The sequence below is a fragment of the Pseudomonas sp. C9D1 genome, from assembly GCF_056491235.1.
Map to the genome: position 1 here is coordinate 220,458 of NZ_JBSZIE010000003.1, position 24,798 is coordinate 245,255.

Sequence of the window (24,798 nt, forward strand, 5' to 3'; positions counted from 1 at the left end):
CCCTCGCTCCATCATCGTTCCAGGGGCATGGCACAACGGGCCATCCCTGGCCCGATGCGCCTCTCGCGACATCCATGTCGCTCAACCCCCTACACGACGATTCGCTCGGCCTCCTGAAAGGGGCGTTTGGCGGCTGCTCCAACGTTCTTCGCTCAAATCCACACATTGATGTGCGCACCAACCCAACGTGCACGTAGCGGCGGCTTTCGTAGGATGGTGTAGAGCGAAGCGAAACCCATGCGGTGGAGGTGGCACGAACCCTTGGGTGCCCGGAAATAGCCGTGTTTGAGCGCTTGCATTAAAACCACAACAGCTAACGCCGACAGAGCCAGGTGCTATCGCCGGCTCAACGCGCCAGCGCCTGGCGCAAGGCGGACACCAGCTGCGCGTAGACGTCGTCGATATCCGGCACCACGCTGCGCAGGCGCAGGAAGTCGTGGATCAGCCCCTCGAACTCCAGCACCTGGACCGCAACCCCCTGCTCCTGCAGGCGCCGCGCATAAGCCCGTCCCTCGTCCAGCAGCGGGTCGAACCCTGCCAGGGCGATCACCGCCGGCGCCACGCCGGCATGGTCGGTCGCCAGCAACGGCGAGAAGCGCCAATCGAGCCGGTCGGCCGCCTCCCGCGCGTAATGCCGGTAGAACCACTCCAGGGTTTCGCTTTCCAGCAGGTAGCCCTCACCGAACAGCTGCATCGACGAGCTGCTGGCCGAGGCATCGGTCACCGGGTAGCACAGGAGCTGCAGGCAGGGCCTGATGACCGCCGCCGCCGAGCGCGCCGCCTCCAGGGCCAACACCGTGGCCAGGGTGGCGCCGACGCTGTCGCCGCCGAAGACCACGCGGGTGAGATCCAGGGATTGCTCCCCGGCATGGGCGGCCAGCCAGGCCAGCGCATCGGCACCGTCGTTCAGCGGGGTCGGGAACCTGTGCTCGGGCGCCACGCGATAGCCGACCGAAAGCACCGCGCACGGCGTCCGCTCGCAGAACTCGCGGCACACGCCGTCATGGGAGTCGAGGCTGCCGACCACGTAGCCGCCGCCGTGGAAATACACCAGGACGGGCAGCGTTCCGCTGGCAGTGGACGGCCGGTACAGGCGCAGGGGCAGCGAGGCGCCATCCCGGCTGTGGAGCTCGAAATCCGTCGAACGCACGCCCTGCGGCGCGGCCCAGCGCAACTGCAAGGTGGTGCGTTCGAAGGCCTCCCGGGCCTGCTGCGGGGACGACACATGGAAAGGCCCGGGGCCACTGGCCTGGCTTTCTTCCGCCAGGTCGAGGAAGGCGTTCAGCTCTGGATGCAATGGCATCGCATGGTTCCTTGATCAAGGGGTACATCCACCGGAGGGGCCACGCAGGTGGCGCCCCCCAGCAGTACGAAGGACCGCAACGAATACTTAGGCCGCCTGCGCGACGCAGTGCTCGATCAGCGCCTCCAGTTCGGCCTGGTAGGCCTGCATAAGTTGCTCGACGGTCTCGACGCGGTAGCGGCGATTGCTGAAGACACAGCGCAAGGCCAGCTGCCCGTCGTACACCTGCCCGACGATTTCCAGCCAGTTGCCCAGTGCGGCCATGGGGCTGTAGCAGCTGCCATAGCTCTCGGCCGCCGGCACCAGCATGGCCTTGTCGTCGAAGCTCTGGTCGAACTGCCCCAGGTAGTTGAAGGTGACCCGCGCCTGGGGGGCGGCGCTCAACTGCGCGGCGACCTCCGGACCACTCAGGTGGCACAGGACGCCGTAGCCGAGCCCCTTGTTCGGCACCGCCGCCAGCTGGCGTTGCACGGCCCTGACCGAGGCGCCGATGTCGTCGTCCAGCCCCGGGGTGAGGCGTACCGGGAACATGCTGGTGAACCAGCCGACGGTGCGGCTCAGGTCGATGTCGGCCACCAGGTCCTCACGCCCGTGCCCTTCCAGCTGGATCAGCGCCGAGGCTTGCCCGCTCCAACGGCACAGCACGCGGCCCAGGGCTGCCAGCAGCACATCGTTGATCTGCGTCCGATAGACCGCCGGCACCTGCTTGAGCAGCTGCTGGGTGTGCACCTCGGACAGGGTCAGGTGAGCCACCGCCTGGTGCCGCACCTGGTTCTTGCCCCGCGGGTTGTCGCAAGGCAGCTCGCTGCCCGGCTGGCGCGCCTGCGCGAGCCAGTAGTCCCGCTCCTCGGCCGGGAAGCTCTCGGCATAGGCGCCCAGACCTTCCGCCCAGGCACGGTAGCTGCTGGTGCGGAACGGGAAGCTTGGCGCCTCGCCCCTGTCGTAGGCCTCGTAGGCCATCTGCAGGTCCTGCAGCAGCACCCGCCAGGAGACGGTGTCGATGACCAGGTGATGGATCACCATCAGCACCCGGGTCTCGCCGTTGGCCATGGCCACATGGGCGGTGCGCCAGACCGGGCCGTCGTGCAGGTCCAGGCTGCGCTGGACCTCCTCGGCGAACAGTTCCAGCTCCGCCTCGTCCACGACCTCCCGCTGCCAGAGCAAGGGCTCCGACGCCCAGAGCGCCTGCATCTCCGCCAACGGCTGGTAGTGCTGCAGGTTGCGCCCGCCGACCTCGGTGAAGCGCAGGCGCAGGGCGTCGTGCTGCTGGACGATGCTGCGCAGCGCCAGCTCCAGGGCCGCCAGGTTCAATGCCTGGCGTGCGCGCAACATCAACGCCTGGTTGAAGTGGTGAGGCTCTTCCATGCGCTCATCGAACAGCCACTGCTGGATCGGAATCAGGTTGAACTGGCCTTCGGCAGCCACCTGGGTGGTGTCCGCCTGGGGCTGATCCGCAACTGGTCGCTGCCCGAAGATCGCCTCGATGGTCTGGTGGCGCATCAGGTCCCGGAGCTTCAGCTCCATGTTCAGCTCCGGGTGGTTACGCACCCTCGACACCACCTGCAGGCTGAGGATGGAGTCGCCCCCCAGCTCGAAGAAGTTGTCGGTGATGCCCACCTGCTCCACCTGCAGCACCTCGGCCCAGACCTGCGCCATCAACTGCTCGTCGCGGGTCCGCCCGGCCACGTACTGGGTGCCCTTGAACTCGGGCTCCGGCAGCGCCTGGCGATCAAGCTTGCCGTTGGGCGTCACCGGCAGGCGCGGCAGGCAGATGATCTGCGCCGGCACCATGTAGTCCGGCAGGCTGGCCCGCAGCTCGGCTTTCAGGCGGTCGCCGATGGGCTCGCCGCCCGGCGTCACCACGTAGCCGATCAGTTGCTTGCCCGAAGCGCTGTCCCGGGCGACCACGACGGCGTCGCCGACATCGCCCGACTGGCGCAGGCAGGCCTCGATCTCACCCAGTTCGATACGGAAGCCCCGTACCTTGATCTGGTGATCGATGCGGCCGACGTAGTCGAGCACGCCATCGGCGCGGCGGCGCACCAGGTCGCCACTGCGGTACATGCGATCACCCGGCTTGCCGAAGGGGTCGGGCACGAAGCGCTCGGCGCTGAGCCCGGCACGACGGTGATAGCCGCGGGCGACGCCTTCGCCACCGATGTAGAGCTCGCCGGCGATGCCCGGTGGCAACGGGTTGAGGTTCTCGTCCAGCACATAGAGCGCGCGCTGCCCCACCGCGCGCCCGATGGGCGCATAGGCGGCTTCGCAGCGGGTGCTGGCCGGCACCTTCCACAGCATCGGGGTGACCACGGTCTCGGTCGGCCCGTAGCCGTTGGTGAAGTAGCGGGGACGCAGGGCGGCCTTCACCTGTTCGAAGGTCTGGTCCGGCACCGCGTCGCCGCCGAAGCAGTACACGCGCACCGGTGGCGGGGTCAGCCCGCTCTGCTCCGCGTATTCGGCCAGCTGCTTGAGGTAGGCCGGCGGGAAGCAGGCGATGCTGATGGCGTGCCGGTGCAGGGCCTCGAAGGTCTGCTCGGGCGTCCACAGCGCACCGTCGCGGATGACCAGGGTGCCGCCGCTGAACAAGGTGCTCAGCCAGCGCTCATGGGCCCCGTCGAAGGCGAACGACATGAAGTGCAGCTCGCGGGTCGCGGCATCCATCTCGTACAGCCTGGCGATCGCCTGGCAATGCATGCTCAGCGGGCCATGGGTCACCGCGACGCCCTTGGGCCGGCCGGTGGAGCCGGAGGTGTAGATCAGGTAGGCCAGGTTCTGCACCAGCAGGCCGCTGCGCAGCGGCTCGGTGCTGCCGGCCCATTCGTCGAAGCCATCCAGCAGCAACACCTGCGGGCCATCCACCCGGGGCAAGCGCTCCTGCACGCCGCTGTGGCTCACCAGCAGCGCCATGGCGGAGTCTTCGATCATGAAGGCCAGCCGTTCCGCCGGGTAGTCGATGTCGAGGGGGACATAGGCCGCCCCGCTCTTCATCACCGCCAGGAAGGCCACGACCGTCTCCACCGAGCGCTCCAGGGCCACGCCGACCACGTTCTCCGGGCCTGCGCCAAGCGCCAGCAGGCGGTGGGCCAACCGGTCCGACAGGCTCTCCAGCTCGCCATAGGACAGTTGCCGTTCACCACAGATCAGCGCCACGGCGTCCGGGCGCTCGGCGGCGTGGCGGGCGATCAGCTCGGGCAGCAGTGCCGTCGGCTGTTCATCGGCCACGGGCGCCGCGCTCCACTGGGCGAAGGCCTGCTGCTGCACGGGCGGCAGCAGCGCGAGGTTGCCCAGGGCCACGTCCGGCGAGGCGATCAGCACCTCCAGCATGTGCTCCATGGTGACGCGGATACGCTCCACCGCCTCGACGCTGAACGCATTGCGCAGGAACAGGTACTCGATGGACAGCCGATCCCCCAGGTGCACCGCCAGGTCCATGGGGAAGTTGGTCACATCGTGGTTGCGGGACGCACCGAAGCTCAGGCCGGTGTCGTTCTCCTCGCCCAGGCGTTCGTCGATCGGGTAGTTCTCGAACACCAGGATGCTGTCGAACAGCCCCTGGCCGCCCATCCCGGACCAGCGCTGGATATCCGCCAGGGGGGCGTGGGCGTGCTCGCGGATCTCCAGGTTGTACGCCTGGAGCTGCTGCAGCCATTGCACCAGGGGCTGCTCCGCCCGCAGGGTCTGGATCACCGGCAGGGTGTTGATGAACAGGCCCAGGATGCTGTCGGCGTTGGCCAGGCTGGCCGGGCGCCCCGCCACGGTGGCGCCGAACACCACGGTGGATTGGCCGGTGAAGCGTTGCAACAGCAGCAGCCAGGCGCCCTGGATCAGGGTGTTGGGGGTGATGTGCAGGTCGCGGCAGGCCTGCTGCAGGCGGCGGGTCTGCACCTCGTCCCAGCGGGTGTACAGGGCGTCGTGGCCCGGCAGGTCCTGCACATGCCGGGGGAAGACCGACTGGCCGAGGAAGGTGGCCTGCTCCAGCTCGCCCAGGCGTGCCCGCCAGAACGACTCCAGGCTGTTCCCATCCTGCCGCTTCAGCCAGGCGATGAAGTCACGGTAAGGCCCGTTGCGGCTCGCGACCTGGCCCTTGGCATAGAACTGCATGACCTCGCCGAACAGCCGCGAACTGCTCCAGCCGTCCATGAGGATGTGGTGGCAGGTCCAGATCAGCTGGTGGCGCTGCTCGTCCAGGCGCAGCAGCAACACGCGCTGCAAGGGGGCCTGCGCCAGGTCGAAGCCTTCCCGGTAATCGGCCGCCGCGCGCTCGGCGAGGGCCTCTTCGCCCTGCTCGCGCTGCCGCCAGTCTTCCTGCCGCAGGTCCAGCGCCACATGGCGGTGGACGATCTGCACCGGCTCGCTCGAGCCGCTCTGCCAGTGGAAGCTGGTCCGCAGGATGTCCTCGCGGGCGATCACCTGCTCCCAGGCCCAGGCGAAGCGCTCGGCGTCGAGGCCCTCGACGGGCAGGCTGATCTGGTTGACGTACAGCCCGGTGGCGTCGTCGGCCAGGCTGTGGAACAGCATGCCTTCCTGCATCGGCGACAGCGGGTACACATCCTGGATCTGCGGCACCGCTACCGGCAGCGCATCCAGCTGCTTCTGGTTCAGGCCGGCGAGCGGGAAGTCGGACGGCGTCAGGCCCTGGATGCCCTCGTCGCAGCAATGGTCGATGAGCCGCCCCAGCGCAGCGCCATAGGCGCCCGCCAGGCGCTCCATCACGGCGATGTCGAACACCTCGCGGCTGAAGGTCCAGTCCAGGCTCAAGCGGCCATCGAAGACCTTGCCGTTGATGGTCAGCCAGTTGCCCAGGGGCACATCGTCGCCGTGGCCGTCACCGCTGCCCTCCTCGCCCGGCACGAACAGCGCCTGCTCGTCGAAGCTCTGGTCGAACTGGCCCAGGTAGTTGAAGGTGATGCGGGCCTGGGGCAACCCGGCCAGGCGCTGCTGGATATCCGGCGCGCCCAGGTGGCGCAGCACGCCATAGCCGAGGCCCTTGTCCGGCACGGCCCGCAGCTGCTCCTTGATGCGCTTGATCGATTCCCCCGGGTTGTCCGAAGGGGTCAGCAGCACCGGGTACAGGCTGGTGAACCAGCCGACGGTGCGGCTCAGGTCGATGCCGTCGAAGATCTCCTCGCGGCCGTGGCCTTCCAGCTCCACCAGGCAGGCCGGCTGGCCGGTCCATTGGCAGACGGCCGTGGCCAGCGCGCTGAGCAGCAGGTCATTGACCTGGGTGCGATAGGCCGACGGGGCCTGCTTGAGCAGGCGCTGGGTCTGCTCGACGCTCAGCGACAGGCTCACCGAATGCCCATGCACGGAGGCCTGGCTGCCTTCGGGGTTCGCCCTGGGCAATTCCGGCACGGGCTGGTCGAGGCGGCTGGTCCAGTAGGCCAGCTCCCGCTCCAGCGCATCGCTTCCCGCATGGTCGTGCAGGCGCTCGGCCCAGGTCCTGAATGCTGTCGACTTGGCCGGCAGCTTCACCGCCTCGCCGCGCGACAGCTGCTCGTAGGCGCTCTGCAGGTCTTCCAGGAGGATGCGCCAGGACACGCCATCCACCACCAGGTGGTGGATGGCCAGGTGCAGGCGCGAGCTGCCATCGGCCATGTCGATCAGGCTGCAGCGCAGCAACGGGCCCTGTTGCAGGTCCAGGCTGCGTTGCGCGCGGTTGGCCAGGGCGACGAGCTCATCGGCATCGCGAGCGGTGCCTTGCCAGACCTCGAGCGGTTGCGCAGCCACGGCCGCGTGGCGGGCCTTCCAGCTGCCGCTGGCGGTCTTGTGGAAGCGCAGGCGCAATGCATCGTGATGGGCGACGACCGCTTCGAGGGCCCCACCCAGCCGCGCGACGTCGAGCGGCTCGCGCGGCGTCAGCAGGATCGACTGGTTCCAGTGCTGCGGCTGGGCGATTTCGCTGGCGAGGAAGCCCTGCTGCATGGGCAGCAGCAGGCTCTCCCCGGTGACCGGTCCCTGGTCCGCCAGGTTCGCCTCGCCCTGCTGGGCGACCTGGGCCAGGGCCTGGATGTTCTGGTGCAGGAACAGGTCGCGAGGCGCCAGGACGATGCCCCGCTGGCGGGCGCGGCTGACCACCTGGATCGAGTTGATCGAATCGCCGCCCAGGGCGAAGAAGTTGTCGGTGATGCCCACCTCGGGCACACCGAGCACCGCCTGCCAGATTTCCGCCAGGGTCCGCTCGACCTCGCTGCCGGGTGCCACATAGGCGCTCTGCGCCTCGTCCAGGCTCGGAACCGGCAGCGCCTTGCGATCCAGCTTGCCGTTGGGGCTCAGCGGCATGCGCTCCAGCGCGGTGATGTGCGGCGGCACCATGTGCTCGGGCAGGGTGCGCTGGAGGTGCGCGACCAGTTGCTCACGCAGGAGCGGCCAGTCCGGCGTTTCTCCCTGCAGGACCAGGTAGGCGCTGAGGTACTTGCCGCTGCGCCCGTCCAGGGCGACGACCACGGCCTCGCGCACGCCGTCATGGTCCAGAAGGCGCGCTTCGATCTCGCCCAGCTCGATGCGCAGGCCACGGATCTTCACCTGGTGGTCGATACGGCCCAGGTAGTCGATGACGCCATCGGCGCGGTAACGGGCCAGGTCACCGGTGCGGTACAGCCGCTCGCCCTCCACGAAGGGGCTGGCCACGAAGCGCTCCGCCGTCAACGCGGGACGGCGATGGTAGCCACGGGCAAGGCCCTGGCCACTGAGGTAGAGCTCGCCGCTGACGCCGACCGGCACCGGGTTCAGCTCGGGGTCGAGGATGTAGGTCATCAGGTTGGCGATGGGCTCGCCGATCGGCACCGCCTCGCGCCCTTCGTCGCGGCAGGTCCAGTGCGTCACGTCGATGGCCGCTTCCGTCGGGCCATACAGGTTGTACAGGGCGGCACCGGGCAATCGGGCGAACACCTGCTGCTGGGCATCCACCGGCAGGGCTTCGCCGCTGCAGACGATGCGGGTCAGGCTGCGGCAGCGCCCCGCGTTCTCGTCCAGCAGGAAGGCCTGCAGCATCGAGGGCACGAAATGCAGGGTGGTGATGGCCTCGTCCTCGATCAGCCGGATCAGCTGCGCGGGGTCGCGGTGGGCACCCGGCTCGGCAACCACCAGGCGCACACCGTACATCAGCGGCCAGAAGAACTCCCAGACCGAAACGTCGAAGCTGAACGGCGTCTTCTGCAGCACGCTGTCGCCTTCGCCGAGCCCGTAGGCGTCCTGCATCCAGCACAGGCGGTTGGTCAGCGCGCCGTGGCTGTTGCCCGCGCCCTTGGGCTTGCCCGTGGAGCCGGAGGTGTAGATCACATAGGCCAGGTTCGAGGCGGCGAGCGGCACCTCGGGGTTGCCGGCCGGGTAGCCCTGCAACCGCGCATCGCCATCGTCCAGCAGCAAGGTCTTCACGCCACCGGGTATCGGCAGCTGATCCTGCAGCCCGGCCTGGGTCAGCAGCAGCTCGATGCCGCTGTCCTCGATCATGTAGGCCAGGCGTTCGCGGGGGTATTCCGGGTCCAGCGGCACATAGGCGCCGCCGGCCTTGAGGATGGCCAGCAGGCCCACGACCATTTCCAGGCTGCGGTGCACCGAGATCCCCACCAGGGAGTCGGCGGTCACGCCCTGTTCGATCAGGCGGTGCGCCCAGCGGTTGGCCCGCGCGTTGAGCTCGCCGTAGCTGAGGGCCTGGCCGGCGAAGACCAGCGCACAGGCTGTGGGGTTCGCCGCCGCCTGTGCCTCGATCAGGTGATGGACCGGCTGGTGGTTCGGGTAGTGGGCGCCGGTGCGGTTCCACTCGTAGAGCATGTGATGACGCTGCCCGGCATCCAGCAGCGGCAGCTCGCCGACGGCCTGGCTGGGGCTGGCGACGATGCCGCGCAGCAGGTTCAGCCAGTGCTGCCCCATGCGCTCCACGGTGGCGCGGTCGAACAGGTCGGTCGCATAGGACAGCGCGGCGGAAAGGCCCGCCTCGTACTCGAAGGTGTCCAGCGTCAGGTCGAACTGCGCGGTGCCGGCATCCCAGCTGAGCTCTTCCAGCGCCAGGCCGGCCAGGGACGTGACCTCGCGCTGCACCTCGCCGCCGTGGTTGAACATCACCTGGAACAGCGGGCTGTGGCTCAGGTTGCGCGCCGGTTGCAGCGCCTCCACCAATTGCTCGAAGGGCAGGTCCTGATGCGCCTGGGCCTGCTGGGCGGTGTGGCGCACCTGGCGCAGCAGCGTCGCGAAGGGCGCGTGGCCGTCGACCTGGGCCTTGAGTACCTGGGTGTTGACGAAAAAGCCGATCAGGCCTTCGGTCTCCAGGCGGTTGCGGTTGGCGGTCGGCACGCCGACACGGATGTCGCCCTGCCCGCTGAAGCGGTGCAGCAGCACCTGGAAGGAGGCCAGCAGCACCATGAACAGGCTGCAGTTCTCGCGCTGCGCCAGTTGCTTGAGCGCAACCGCCAGGGTCGGCTCCAGGGCGATGGCGATGCGCGCGCCGCGATAGCTCTGTTGTGCCGGGCGCGGCCGGTCCGTCGGCAGCTCCAGGACGGGCTGCTCGCCTCCCAGCTGCGCGCTCCAGTAGGCCAGCTGGCGGGCCTGCTCGCCCTCCTCCAGCCAGCGCCGCTGCCAGTGGCCGTAGTCGGCGTACTGGATCGGCAGCTCCGGCAGGGCTACGGGCTGGCCCTGGCTGTGGCCGACATAGAGTTTCAGCGTCTCGTCGATCATCACGCGCATCGACCAGGCATCGGAAACGATGTGGTGCTGGGTGAGTACCAGGACATGGTCGTCCTCGGCCAGCCGCAACAGCTTCACCCTCAGCAGAGGGCCGGCCTGCAGATCGAACAGGCGCCGGGTCTCGGCCTCCACCGCCGCCCGTATCGCCTCGTCGCTCGCGTCGGCGGCCAGCGCCTCGACCTCGATCAGCACCGGCGCCGCCGGGTGGATCACCTGCAGGGGCCGCTCGCCGTCCAGCACGAACGACGTGCGCAGGCTTTCATGGCGCGCGACCAGGGCGGCGAAGCTGCGCTCCAGCGCGGGCAGGTCCAGGGCGCCGCGAAGGCGCAGGGCCGCCGGGATGTGATAGGCGCTGCTGCTGGGCTCCAGCTGCCAGAGAATCCATTGCCGTTGCTGGGCATGGGAGAGTTCCAGCGGCTGCTCCCGGGAAACCCGCGGGATCGGTTGCTCGACCGGCTGCATGTCCTCTTCCAGGGCACGCGCCAGGGCATCGAGCTCGGGGTGGGCGAAGAGCAGGCGCAGCGGTACCTGGGCCTGCAGGGCCTGGCGCAGGCGCGCCATGACCTGGGTGGCGAGCAGCGAATGCCCGCCCAGCTCGAAGAAGCTGTCGTGCACGCCGACCCGGTCGACGCGAAGCACCTGCGCCCAGACCTCGGCGATGGCCCGCTCCAGTTCGGTGCGCGGCGCCACATAGGCCTTCTGCCATTGCCGCGCATCGGGCCTGGGCAGTTGCTTGCGGTCCAGCTTGCCGTTGGGCGTGAGGGGGAAGCGCTCCAGCAGCACCGTGTACGCGGGCACCATGTAGTCCGGCAGCTTCAGGCGCAGGCGGTCGTTGAGGCCGTCACGCAGCCGGGCCTGGGCGTCGGCATCTTCGGCAGCCGGCATGTCGCGGGGCACGACGTAGGCCACCAGCACCTGTCCGCCCGGGGCGTCCTGCGCCACCACGGCGACCTCGCGCACTTCGTCCTGTTCCTGCAGGCGCGCCTCGATCTCGCCCAGCTCGATGCGGAAGCCACGGATCTTCACCTGGTGATCGATGCGGCCCAGGTACTCGATGATGCCGTCGGCACGGATACGGGCCAGGTCGCCGGTGCGGTACAGGCGCTCCCCAGCCTTGAAGGGATTGGGAATGAAGCGTTCGGCGGTCAGCCCCGGGCGCTGGAAGTAACCCCGCGCGAGGCCGTCGCCGGCGATCAGCAGTTCACCGGCCACGCCATGGGGCACGGGGGACAGGTCGGCGCCGACCACATAGAGGGCGGTGTTGTCGATGGGGCGCCCCAGCCAGGGCTCGGGGGCCTCTTGGCCAAGCCCGTGGATGGCCGACCAGATGGTGGTCTCGGTCGGCCCGTAGAGGTTCCATACCTCGCCGCCCAGGGCCAGCATGCGGGCCGCCAGTTCGCGCGGCAGCGCCTCGCCGCCACAGAGGAAGGTGCAGCCACGCAGGACCTCTGCCCGCTCGTTGTCCAGCAGCATGCGCCAGGACGAAGGCGTCGCCTGTAGCACGTTCACCTGCTCGCGTTCCACCAGGTCCAGTACCGCGTAGGGGTCCTGGGCGACCTCGGGTCCACTCAGCACGATGCGCGCGCCGACCATCAGGGGCACGTAGATTTCCAGGCCGAAGATGTCGAAGGAGAAGGTGGTCAGCGACAGCACCCGGTCCCCGGCCACGACGCCCGGAACACGGGCCATGCTGGCGACGAAGTTGGTCAGCGCGCCATGGCGCACCATCACGCCCTTGGGGCGCCCGGTGGAGCCCGATGTGTAGAGGGTGTAGGCGAGGTTTTCCGCTTCGATCCGGGTGGGCAGGTCCGCGTCGGGGAAGGCATCCAGCGAGTCGCCAAGCTCGTCCAGCAGCAGTGCCCGCACCGTCGTCGGTACCGGCAGGCGCTCGGCCAGCGCGCGCTGGGTCAGCAGCAGCTCGACGCCGCTGTCCTCGATCATGTAGGCCAGGCGATCCTCGGGGAACGCCGGGTCCAGCGGCAGGTAGGCGCCGCCGGCCTTGAGGATGGCGAGCAGCCCCACCAGCATGTCCACGCTGCGCTCCACCGAGAGCCCCACCAGCACGTCCGGCCCCACGCCCAGCTCGACCAGCCGGCCGGCCAGGCGATTGGCGCGACGGTTGAGATCGGCATAGCCCAGTCGTTCTTCGCCGATCACCAGGGCGATGGCGTCGGGATCACGCGTCACCTGGGCCTGGAACAGCTCATGGACGAAGCGCGCCTCCGGCAGCGCGACCGCCGTGTCGTTCAGCTCCACCAGCATCGCCTGCTGCTGGCTCGCATCCAGCAGCGGCAGCTCGCCGACGGCCTGCTCCGGCCTGGCCAGGATGCCGCGCAGCAGGTTCAGCCAATGGCCGGCCATGCGCTCCACCGTGGCGGCGCAGAACAGGTCGGTGGCGTAGGTCATGGAGGCGCTGATGCCGTCGGGATGCTCGAGCGTCTCCAGGGTCAGGTCGAACGACGCCGTGCGGGTCTCGCCCTGCAGCCCCTCGACCCGCAGCCCACCCACCGGTGCCCCGCGTGCAGGGCCCTCCGTCTGGTGGTTGAACAGCACCTGGAACAGCGGCGTATGGCTGAGGTTGCGCTCCGGTTGCAGCGCCTCCACCAATTGTTCGAAAGGCAGGTCCTGGTGGGCCTGGGCCCCCAGCGCCGCCTGCTTGACGTCCTGCAGCAACGCGCGGAACGGCGCCTGGCCGTCGACCTCGCTGCGCAGGACCTGGGTGTTGACGAAGAAGCCGATCAGGCGCTCGGTCTCCACCCGGTTGCGGTTCGCGGTGGGCACGCCGACGCGGATGTCGTCCTGCCCGCTGTAGCGGTGCAGCAGGGCCTGGAAGGACGCCAGGAGCAGCATGAACAGGCTGACGCCCTCACGCTGGGCCATCTGCTTCAACCCGGATGACAGGCCGTCGTCCAGCGCGACCTCCAGGCGCGCGCCGCGGTAGCTCATCACCGCCGGGCGCGGGAAATCGGTGGGCAGTTCCAGCACCGGCTGCCGGCCGCCGAGCAGGCCCGTCCAGTACTCCAGCTGCCGCTCGCGCTCGCCCGCTTCCATCCAGTGCCGCTGCCAGATGGCGTAGTCGACGTACTGGATCGGCAGCGGCGGCAACTCGGGCGCCTGGCCACGGCTGAAGCCGGCATAGAAGGTGACCAGCTCCTCCACCATGACCTGCATCGACCAGCCATCGGAGACGATGTGGTGCAGCACCACGATCAGCAGGTGATCGTCATCGGCCAGGCGCAACAGACGGACGCGCAGCAGCGGCCCGTTCTGCAGGTCGAAGAGCTGCTCGGTCTGCTCCTCGATCAGTTGGCGCAGCTGCTGGGCATCCGGAACCTGCGCCAGGGGCTCGGCCGCCAGCGTCAGCGGTGCCGGCGAGCCGACCCGCTGGAAGGTCGCCTCACCGTCCTGGACGAAGGTGGTGCGCAGGCTGTCGTGCCGCGCGACCAGGGCGTTGAAGCTGCGCTCCAGCGCCGCCACATCCAGCGCGCCATGCAGGCGCAGGGCCGTGGGCATGTGGTAGGCGGCGCTGTCCGGGTCGAGCTGCCAGAGGAACCATTGGCGCTCCTGGGCGAAGGACAGCGGCAGGCTGTCGAACACATCGCTCACCGGCGGGATCGGCAGGTTCGCCGGCGACACGTTTTCTTCACGCATCTTCTGCAGGTACTGCCTGCGCTTCTCCAATGGCAACGTGATGAAGCGCCTGGCGATGCGTAAAGCAACCGTGTTGTCCATCAAACCTCCTCCATTTCATCGAGCAGGGCCTCGAGCCTGCTCAATGTCGACGTACTCGTTGGCGCCCCGGTCTGTTGCAGCTGGGCGACGAAGTCCCCCAGTACCGGGTGCTGGAATATCAATTGTGGGGTGAGGCTCATGCCCAGCTCCAGTTGCAGGCGCGAAACCACGTTCACCGCCAGCAACGAGTGCCCACCCCGTTCGAAGAAATCGTCGCCGAGCCCGACCTGATCGAGCTTCAACACGTCCTGCCAGATGGCGGCGACCTTCAGCTCCAGCTCGCTGCTGGGCGCCACATAGGCCACCTGCAACGGGCGGACATCCGGCGCCGGCAGTGCCTTGCGATCCAGCTTGCCGTTGGTGGTCAGCGGCAGGCGGTCCAGGAACACCACCTGGCCGGGCACCATGAAGTCCGGCAGGTGATCGGCCAGGCGCGCCTTCAGCCGTTCGCCGAGCACCGCTTCGGCCGGTTCCAGCGCGCCTTCCTCGGCGACCACATAGGCCACCAGGGCCTGGCCATCCGGGGCCAGGACCACGGCTTCACGCACCTCCGGCTGGGCCCGCAGGCGGGCCTCGATCTCGCCGAGTTCGATGCGCAGGCCACGGACCTTGACCTGGTGGTCGATGCGCCCGATGTATTCGATGACGCCATCCGCGGCGTACCGCACCAGGTCCCCGGTGCGGTACAGCCGCCCGCCCTCGCGACCGCTGCGGGCGAAGGGGTCGGGTATGAAGCGCTCGGCGGTCAGCGCCGGTCGCTGGTGATAACCACGGGCCAGCGAATCGCCAGCGATGTACAGCTCGCCGACGGCGCCGATGGCGCAGGGCTGCAGCGCACAGTCGAGAACATAGGTGCGCACGTTGCCCAGCGGGCGGCCGATGGCGACCGTGCGGCGCTCGTCACCCTCGGCGGCTGCCACGAGGTGGCTGGTGCTGTCGATGGTGGCTTCCGTCGGCCCGTAGAGGTTGTGCAGCTCACCGTCGAACAGCGCCATCGCCTGGTCCGCCAGGTGCTGGCCCAGGGCCTCGCCGCCGCAGAGCAACAGGCGCAGGGAGGCCAGCTGCTCGCGCCGGGCCAGGGGCAGCAGGGCCTGCAGCAGCGAGGGGGCGAGCTGCAGGACGCTGATCCGCCAGCGCGCCACCTCGGCCCAGAGACGGGTCAGGTCGAGGTTCAGGTCCGGGCTCGCCAGGACCAGCTGCGCACCGCTCATCAACGGCAGCCAGAATTCCCAGACCGAGGCGTCGAAGCTGATCGCGGTCTTCTGCAGCACGCGGTCCTCGGCCTGCAGCGCCAGGCGGTCCTGCATCCACGCCATGTGGTTGCTCAGCGCGCTGTGGCGGATGCCCACGCCCTTGGGGCGCCCGGTGGAACCGGAGGTGTAGATCACATAGGCCAGGTTCTGCCCGTCCGGCGAAACCGCCGGGTCGCGCTCGTCGCGGCTGGCCAGCGCTTCGTCCAGGCCATCCAGCGCCAGGCAGCTCACGCCGCTGTCGGCGAACCGCGCCTCCAGGGCCCGCTCGCTGAGCAGCAGGGCGATGCCGCTGTCCTCGACCATGTAGGCCAGGCGGTCCTGCGGGTAGGCCGGGTCCAGGGGCACATAGGCGCCACCGGCCTTGAGGATCGCCAGCAGCCCGACCACCATCAGCGGCCCTCGCTGCAAGGCGAGCCCCACCAGCACATCGGGGCCCACGCCGCGCTCGATCAGCAGGTGCGCCAGGCGGTTGGCTTGGGCGTTGAGCTGCCCGTAGGTGAGGCTCTGCCCCTCTGCCAGCACGGCCACGGCCTGGGGCTGGCGCTGTGCCTGGAAGGCCACCCACTGGTGCACCTGGCGCGCATCCCGCAGCGCGGTCTCGGTGGCGTTCCACTGCTCCACCACGCGGGTGTGCATCGGCGCGTCCAGCAGGCCGAACTCGCCGAGACGACGCTGGGCGTTCGAACCGGGCATCTGCATCAGCAGGTGCACCATCTGGTCACCGAGGCCCTGGATCGATTCGCGGGAATAGCAAGCGTTGGCATAGGTGAAGTGCAGGTTGAGGATGTCACTCAGATGAACGGCCAGGGTCAGCGGGAAATTAGTTTGTTCCCGGTTGCCGAGGGCGCCGAAGCCGAGCCCGTCCGGTGCGCTGTCCTGCAGCGCCTGGGAGACCGGGTAGTTCTCGAACACCAGCAAGGTGTCGAACAGGCTGTCCCCGCCCTGCCCCGCCCAGCGCTGGATGTCGTACAGCGGCGTGTGCTCGTGCTCGCGCAGCGCCAGGTTCTGCGCCTGCAACGCCTGCAGCAGGTCGACGAGGGGTTGCTCGGGACGCGGGCTGGCGATCACCGGCAAGGTGTTGATGAACAGGCCGATCTGTTCCTGGATGCCCCGCAGTTCGGCCGGGCGACCGGCCACCGTGGCGCCGAACGCCACGCCGTCCTGCCCCGTGTGGCGTTGCAGCAGCAACAGCCAGGCGGCCTGCACCAGGGTATTGAGCGTGACCTTCTGCTGCCGGGCGAACTCGCCCAGGCGCTGGCATTCCTCCCGCGAAAGCGAGCGATGGAAGCTGTCGTGGCTGGGCTCGTCGGCCCGGGAGGCGCGCGGCTGGTCCGGCCCGGCCAGGCGGGTCGGCGCGTCGAGGGCTGCCAGTTGGCCACGCCAGAAGGTTTCGCTGGCAACGGGGTCGCGCCCCGCCAGCCAGGCGATGTAGTCGCGGTAGCGCCCGCCCTGGCGCACCACCTGCTGCCCCGCATAGCGCTGCAGCACCTCGCCGAGCAGCTGCGAATTGCTCCAGCCATCCATGAGGATGTGGTGGTGGGTGTAGACCAGGTGCCAGGCACCTTCGCCGACCTGCACCAGGGCCAGGCGCAGCAAGGGCGCACGGGCCAGGTCGAAGCCCTGCTCCAGTTCGGCGGTCGCCAGGGCATCGAGCGCGGTGGCCAGGGCATCGCGGCCACGCCAGTCGTGCCGTGTGAAAGGAACCTCGACCTGGCGCTGGACGACCTGCAGCGGTCGCTCCAGGCCACCCTCCCAGATGAACCGGCTGCGCAGGATGTCGTGGGCTTCCACGGCTTCCTGCCAGGCCCGCTGGAAACGCTCGGGGTCGAGCCCCTGCATGTCCAGGCGCATCTGGTTGATGTAGTGGCCGGTGCCCGGCTCATACAGGCTGTGGAACAGCATGCCCTGCTGCATCGGCGTCAGCGGGTAGAGGTCGTCGACCTCTCGGGCAGAAACCGGCAGCGCATCCAGCTGCCCCTGGCCGAGCCCGGCCAGGGGGAAGTCCGAGGGCGTCACGCCCTGGTTGATCGGCTGGGCGCAGTGTTCGATCAGCTGCTCCAGCTCGGCGGCATAGTCATCGGCCAGTCGCTGGATCGTCCGCTCGTCGAACTGCTCGCGGCTGAAGGTCCAGCCCAGGCTCAGCTCGCCGTCGTACACCTGGCCGTTGAGGCTCAGCCAGTTGCCCAGGGGCGCCAGCGGGCTGTGATCGGCACCGGAACCCTCGCGGGCCGGGCGGAACAGTGCCGCCTGGCTGTCGTCGAAGCTGCCGTCGAACTGGCCGAGGTAGTTGAAGGTCAGGCGCGGCTCGGGCAGCGCCCGCAGCGCGGCACGGGCGCTCTCGTCCCCCAGGTAGCGCAGCGCACCGAAGCCCGTGCCCTTGTCGGGAACGGCCCGCAGCTGCTCCTTGATCGCCTTGATCGACGCCGCCAGGGCGCCCGCCGGCGTGAGCTTCACCGGGAACAGGCTGGTGAACCAGCCGAGGGTGCGGGTCAGGTCGATGTTGGGGAACAGCTCCTCACGACCATGGCCTTCCAGCTGGATGAGGGTGTTCGGCTGCCCGGTCCAGCGGCAGATCACCCGTGCCAGGGCGGTGAGCAGCAGATCGTTGACCTGGGTGCGGTAGGCCTTGGGGGCCTCCTGCAACAGGCGTCGGGTCGCCTCCCGGCCCAGCTGGGTGAACAGGGTGTGCGCCAGGCGCGCCTCGCGGGGTGCATCCGGGTGTTCGCAGGGCAGTTCGGCGCAAGCGTCCTGCAGGTGCTCCTGCCAGAACCCCAGCTGCCGTTGCAGGGTTTCGCTGCGGGCATGGCGCTGCATCTGCTCGGCGAACGCCTTGACCGAACTGGTCTTGGACGGCAGCCGCACCGGCTCGCCGCCCTGCACTTGGCGGTAGGCGGCCTGCAGGTCGTCGAAGAGGATGCGCCAGGAAACGCCATCGATCGCCAGGTGGTGGACCACCAACTGCAGGCGCTGGGTGCCGTCCGCCAGGGTGGCCAGCACCGCGCGCAGCAGCGGGCCGTCCTGCAGGTCCAGGCTGCGCTGGGCCCGCTCGAGCAGCGCGTCCAGGGCGGCGGCATCCGCGACACTGGCCTCCCAGAGCAGGCTGGCGTGTGCCCAGCCCTGTTCCTGGCGGTCGAGGTCACGGTGAGTCGCCTCCCAGCCTTCCACGCCCTCGACGAAGCTCAGCCGCAGGGCATCGTGATGCCTGACCAGGCTGCGCAGGGCCTGCTCCAGCACCCCGGGTTGCAACGGGCTGGCCGGGGCCAGCAACACCGACTGGTTGTAGTGATGGCGTTCGGGGATGGGCTCGGCGAAGAAGGCTTGCTGGATCGGCAGCAAGGGCGTGCTGCCCAGGACCGGCCCCTGGTCCACGACGAACGCTTCGTCGCCCACCTGCGCAACGCCGGCCAGTGCCTGGACGGTCTGGTGCTGGAACAGGTCCTTGGGCGTGATGCGGATGCCGTCCTGACGGGCGCGGCTCACCACCTGGATGGAGATGATCGAGTCGCCGCCCAGCTCGAAGAAGTTGTCGTTGAGCCCTACCCGCTCCAGCTTGAGCACGTCCTGCCAGATCAGCGCCAGGCGCTGCTCCAGCTCGCTTTGCGGCGCCACGTAGTGCTGCTGCGCCTGGCTCGCATCCGGTTGCGGCAGCGCCTTGCGGTCCAGCTTGCCGTTGGCGGTCAGCGGCCAGTGCTCCACGAACAGCAGGTGCGTCGGCACCATGTAGTCCGGCAATTCGGCCTTCAGCTCGGCTTTCAGGGCGTCGCGCAGTGCTGCGGCATCCTCCAGCGGACTCGCTGGCAGCACGTAGCCCACCAGCTGGGTGCCGGTCGGCCCTTCATGGGCCAGTACCACGGCCTCGCGCACGGCATCCAGCGCCGCCAGGCGCGCCTCGATCTCACCCAGCTCGATGCGGAAACCACGGATCTTCACCTGGTGGTCGATGCGCCCCACGTATTGGATGACGCCATCGCTGCGGTACTGCGCCAAGTCGCCGGTGCGATACAGGCGCGCACCGGGCTCGCCGAAGGGGTCGGGGATGAAACGCTGTGCGGTCAGGTCGCCCCGGTTCAGGTAGCCCCGCGCCAGGCCGGCGCGACCTACATAGAGCTCACCGATGCAGCCACGGGGCACGGGGTTGAGCTCGCCATCGAGCAGGTACCAGGACAGGTCCGGAATCGGCTCGCCAATGGGGCTGCTGGCGTCATGTTCCAGGTCCGCCAGGGACAGCGGACGGTAGGTGACGTGCACCGTGGTCTCGGTGATGCCGTACATGTTGATCAGCTGCGGCGCGGTGTCGCCGAAGCGTTCGAACCAGGGGCGCAGGCTGTGCACGTCCAGGGCCTCGCCACCGAACACCACGTAACGCAGCGCCAGCTCATCCTGGGCGGCGCAGGCGATCTGCATCAGCGGCTTGAAGGCCGAGGGCGTCTGGTTCAGCACGGTGACGCCGGTGCTCACCAGCAGGGCATGGAAGTCCTGCGGCGAACGGCTCACATCGTGGGGCACGATCACCAACTCGCCGCCGTAGAGCAGCGCGCCGAAGATTTCCCAGACCGAGAAATCGAAGGCATAGGAATGGAACAGCGACCAGACATCCTGTGCGCCGAAGTCGAACCAGCCCTCGGTGGCCTGGAACAGCCGCATGATGTTGCTGTGGGGCAGCAGCGTGCCCTTGGGCTTGCCGGTGGAGCCGGAGGTGTAGATCACATAGGCCAGGTTGGCCGGCGACATCGCCACCTGCGGATCGTGCTCGGGGTAGCCCGCCGCGCCCTCCAGCAGCAATGCATCCACCGTTGCCGGGATCGGCAGGCTCTGTAGCAAGGCTGGCAGGGTCAGCAGCAGGCGGATGCCGCTGTCCTCGATCATGTAGGCCAGGCGGTCCTCGGGGTAGCTCGGGTCCAGGGGCACATAGGCGCCACCGGCCTTGAGGATCGCCAACAGGCCCACCACCATTTCCAGGCTGCGTTCGACAGCGAGGCCCACTCGCACATCCGGGCCGACGCCGCGCTCGATCAGCTGGTGGGCCAGGCGGTTGGCCCAGGTATCGAGTTCGCCATAGCTCAGGGTCTGTGCCTCGAAGCGCAGGGCGATGGCCGCCGGGCGCAGGCGCGCCTGCTCGGCGATGCGCTGGTGGGCACATTGGGTGACGTCGAAATCACGGGCCGCCGGGTTCCACTGCTGCAGGTTCGCCTGGCGCTCCTCGGCATCGAGCAGGGGCAGTTCGCCGACGCGGCACTGCGGGTCGGCGACGATGCCGCGCAGCAGGTTGAGCCAATGGCCGGCCAGGCGCGAGACGGTGCCCGCATCGAACAGGTCGGTGGCGTAGGTCAGCGAGGCGGTGAGTTCACCGGCGGCTTCCAGGGTGTCCAGGGTCAGGTCGAACTGGGCGGTGTGGCTGTCCCAGTCCTGCGCTTTCAGCGTCAACCCGGGAAGGGACGGCAGCGCCTCACGACCGGCGCTCTGGTGGTTGTAGAGCACCTGGAACAGTGGGCTGTGGCTCAGGCTGCGCTCCGGGCGCAGGGCATCCACCAACTGTTCGAAGGGCAGGTCCTGGTGTGCTTCCGCGCCCAGCGCCGCATCCCGGGCCTGCCCGAGCAGATCGGCGAAGCGCACCTGCCCATCGACCTGGGCCCTGAGCACCTGGGTGTTGACGAAGAAGCCGATCAGGCGCTCGGTCTCCACGCGGTTGCGGTTGGCGATCGGCACGCCGACGCGGATGTCTGCCTGCCCGCTGTAGCGGTGCAGCAGCGCCTGGAACGAGGCCAGCAGCACCATGAACAGGGTCACGCCCTCGCGCTGCGCCAGCTGGGCGAGTTGCCCGGCCAATGCCGGCGGCAGCTCGATGGCCAGGCGGGCACCGGCGAAACTCTGCTGGGCCGGGCGTGGGCGGTCGGTGGGCAGCTCCAGCAACGGGTGCTCGTCGCCCAGGGCGGCGGTCCAGTAGGCCAGCTGGCGTTCGCGCTCGCCCGCTTCCATCCACTGGCGTTGCCAGGCGGCATAGTCCGCGTACTGGATGGGCAAGGCGTCCTGACGCACGGCCAGGCCCTGGCCATGGGCCGCATAGCCCTCCATCAGCTCCTGCACCAGCAGTTGCATCGACCAGCCATCGGAGACGATGTGGTGCTGGGTCAGCACCAGCACATGCGCCTGCGGCGCGATGCGCAGCAGGCCGACCCGCAGCAGCGGGCCCTTTTCGAGGTCGAAGGGTTCGCTGACCTGCTTCTGCACGAAGGCGCGGATGTACGCCTCATCCGCGCCCTCCTCCACCTCGGGCGACAGCACCAGCGGCAGGTCGGGGTGGATCAGTTGACGGGCCTGCCCATCGCTCTGGACGAAAGTGGTGCGCAGGCTTTCGTGACGCTGCACCAGGCCCGCGAAGGCCCGTTGCAGTGCCTCGATGTCGAGCTCGCCCTCGATCCGCAGCGCTGCAGGAATGTGATAGGCGGCGCTGCCCGGCTCCATCTGCCAGAGGAACCACTGGCGCTGCTGGGCATAGGACAGCGGCAGGCTCTGCCCGCGATCCACCCGTGGAATGGACAGGGTCTGCACACCTGCGGATTGTTCCAGCACCTTCACGCAGGCCTTGAAGTCGGCATTCTCGAACAGTTGGCGAAGCTGCAGGTCGAGCCCCAGCTCCTGGCGAATCCGCGACACCATCTGGGTGGCCAGCAACGAGTGCCCGCCCAGCTCGAAGAAGTTGTCGTTGAGCCCTACCCGCTCCAGCTTCAGCACGTCCTGCCAGATCAGCGCCAGGCGTTGCTCCAGCTCGCTCTGCGGCGCCACATGGTGCTGCTGCGCCTGGCTCGCATCCGGCTGCGGCAGCGCCTTGCGATCCAGCTTGCCGTTGGCGGTCAGCGGCCAGCGCTCCACGAACAGCAGGTGCGTCGGCACCATGTAGTCCGGCAACTCGGCCTTCAGCCCGGTTTTCAGGGCGTCACGCAATGCGCCGGCATCCTCCAGCGGACTCGCTGGCAGCACGTAGCCCACCAGCTGCGTACCGGTCGGCCCTTCATGGGCCAGCACCACGGCCTCGCGCACGGGTTCCAGCGCCGCCAGGCGCGCCTCGATCTCACCCAGTTCGATACGGAAACCACGGATCTTCACCTGGTGGTCGATGCGCCCCACGTACTGGATGACGCCATCGCTGCGGTACTGCGCCAGGTCGCCCGTGCGGTACAGGCGCGCACCGGGCTCGCCGAAGGGATCGGGAATGAAGCGCTGTGCGGTCAGATCACCGCGGTTCAGGTAGCCCCGTGCCAGGCCGGCACGGCCCACGTAGAGCTCGCCGATGCAGCCACGGGGCACGGGGTTGAGCTCGCCATCGAGCAGGTACCAGGACAGGTCCGGGATCGGCTCGCCGATGGGGCTGCTGGCGTCATGCTCAAGATCAGCCAGGGACAGCGGGCGGTAGGTGACGTGCACCGTGGTCTCGGTGATGCCGTACATGTTGATCAGCTGCGGCGCGGTGTCGCCGAAACGTTCGAACCAGGGGCGCAGGCCGTGCACGTCCAGGGCCTCGCCGCCAAACACCACATAGCGCAGCGCCAAGGGGCGCGAATCGGCGCAGGCCACCTGCATCAGCGGCTTGAAGGCCGAGGGCGTCTGGTTGAGCACGGTGACGCCGGTGCTCACCAGCAGCGCGTGGAAGTCCTGCGGCGAACGGCTCACGTCATGGGGCACGATCACCAGCTCACCGCCGTAGAGCAGCGCGCCGAAGATTTCCCAGACCGAGAAATCGAAGGCATAGGAATGGAACAGCGACCAGACGTCCTGCGGGCCGAAGTCGAACCAGCCCTCAGTGGCCTGGAACAGCCGCATGATGTTGCTGTGGGGCAGCAGCGTGCCCTTGGGCTTGCCGGTGGAGCCGGAGGTGTAGATCACATAGGCCAGGTTGGCCGGCGACATCGCCACCTGCGGATCGTGCTCGGGGTAGCCCGCCGCGCCCTCCAGCAGCAATGCATCCACCGTTGCCGGGATCGGCAGGCTCTGTAGCAAGGCTGGCAAGGTCAGCAGCAGGCGGATGCCGCTGTCCTCGATCATGTAGGCCAGGCGGTCCTCGGGGTAGCTCGGGTCCAGGGGCACATAGGCGCCGCCGGCCTTGAGGATCGCCAGCAGGCCCACCACCATCTCCAGGCTGCGTTCGACAGCGAGGCCCACTCGCACATCCGGGCCGACGCCGCGCTCGATCAATTGGTGGGCCAGGCGGTTGGCCCAGGCATCGAGTTCGCCATAGCTCAGGGTCTGCGCCTCGAAGCGCAGGGCAATGGCCTCCGGGCGCAGGCGTGCCTGCTCGGCGATGCGCTGGTGGGCGCACTGGGTGACGTCGAAATCACGGGCTGCCGGGTTCCACTGCTGCAGGTTCGCCTGGCGCTCCTCGGCATCGAGCAGGGGCAGTTCGCCAACGCGGCACTGCGGGTCGGCAACGATGCCGCGCAGCAGGTTGAGCCAATGGTCGGCCAGGCGCGAGACGGTGTCTGCATCGAACAGGTCGGTGGCGTAGGTCAGCGAGGCAGTGAGTTCGCCGGCGGCTTCCAGGGTGTCCAGGGTCAGATCGAACTGGGCGGTGTGGGCGCTCCAGTCCAGGCTCTCCACCCGCAGCCCCGGCAGTTGCAGGGCTTGGCCCGCCGCATCGGTCTGGTGGTTGAACATCACCTGGAACAGCGGGCCATGGCTGAGCTGACGCTCGGGAGCCAGGGCCTGCACCACCTGTTCGAACGGCAGGTCCTGATGCGCCTGCGCACCCAGGGCGGCCTGCTTGACCTGCGCCAGCAGATCGGTGAAGGGCATGTCGCCGCGGATATCCGCATCCAGCACCTGGGTGTTGACGAAGAAGCCGATCAGGCGTTCGGTCTCCACGCGGTTGCGGTTGGCGATCGGCACGCCGACGCGGATGTCCGCCTGCCCGCTGTAGCGGTGCAGCAGGGCCTGGAACGATGCCAGCAGCACCATGAACAGGGTCAGCCCCTGGCGCTGGGCCAGTTCGCGCAACGCCGAGGCCAGCGCGGTTTCCAGCTGCAGGTCCAGGCGTGCACCGCGGTGGCTCTGGACCAGCGGTCGGGCACGGTCGACGGGCAGCGACAGCACGCTGCCGGCATCGCCCAGCCGTTCGGTCCAGTAGGCCAGCTGGCGTTGCTGCTCGCCGGCTTCCATCCACTTCCGCTGCCAGATCGCGTAGTCCGCGTACTGGATCGGCAGCGGCGCCAGCGCCGCCGCTCGACCGCTGGCATAGGCGAGATAGAGCTCGATCAGGTCCTCGACCATCACCTGCGAGGAGGCACCGTCGGAAACGATGTGGTGCAGGGTGAGGACCAGTACATGGTCGTCCTGGGCCAGCTTCAGCAGCTTCAGCCGCACCAGCGGGCCCCGCTGCAGGTCGAACGGGCGGGCGACTTCGTGATCGACGAACGCCTTGATCGCCCCCTCGTCGACAGCGCCTTCGAGGGCCTGGACCTCCATCGCCAGGCTGCCGGCCTCGACCACCACCTGGCGCAGGCCCTGCCCGTCCTCGACGAACACCGTGCGCAGGACTTCGTGGCGCTCAAGCAGGCCGTCGACGCTGCATTGCAGCGCCTCGATATCCAGGGCACCCCGCAGCCTCAGGGCGGTGGGCATGTTGTAGGCGGCGCTCTCGGGGTCCAGGCGCCAGAGGAACCATTGGCGCTCCTGGGCGTAGGACAGCTCCAGCGAGGGGAACTCGTGGCGCGTCACCGGTATCGGCAGCGCCGAGAAGCTCATGTTCTTGCTGCGCAGCTTGTCCAGGAAGGCCTGGCGCTGTGCCAGCGGCAGGCGGATGAAACGCTGGACCAGGGAGAGGTTGTCGAGCGGGGTCAT

The 24,798-nt window shown here is 68.8% G+C and carries 3 protein-coding genes; all 3 read right to left on the reverse strand.

Annotated elements, in window-relative coordinates; translation table 11 throughout:
* Window positions 1-346: 346 nt before the first annotated feature.
* Complete coding sequence (locus tag ACXI0U_RS28670) at window positions 347-1,303, reverse strand: alpha/beta hydrolase (RefSeq protein ID WP_431484297.1); 957 nt, start codon at window positions 1,301-1,303, stop codon at window positions 347-349.
* Between the two features lie 87 nt (window positions 1,304-1,390).
* Window positions 1,391-13,714, reverse strand: a complete 12,324-nt coding sequence (locus ACXI0U_RS28675) for a non-ribosomal peptide synthase/polyketide synthase (protein WP_479551181.1) — start codon at window positions 13,712-13,714, stop codon at window positions 1,391-1,393.
* Entirely contained in the window at window positions 13,714-24,798 is an 11,085-nt protein-coding gene (locus ACXI0U_RS28680; RefSeq protein WP_479551182.1) for an amino acid adenylation domain-containing protein, read from the reverse strand. Before ACXI0U_RS28680 ends, ACXI0U_RS28675 begins: the two co-directional genes overlap by 1 nt.

Excerpts from the sequence above, each read along its gene's own strand:
- ACXI0U_RS28675 (WP_479551181.1), bottom strand. The coding sequence starts at position 13,714 with ATGGACAACACGGTTGCTTTACGCATCGCCAGGCGCTTCATCACGTTG.
- ACXI0U_RS28670 (WP_431484297.1), bottom strand. The coding sequence starts at position 1,303 with ATGCCATTGCATCCAGAGCTGAACGCCTTCCTCGACCTGGCGGAAGAA.
- ACXI0U_RS28680 (WP_479551182.1), bottom strand. The coding sequence starts at position 24,798 with ATGACCCCGCTCGACAACCTCTCCCTGGTCCAGCGTTTCATCCGCCTG.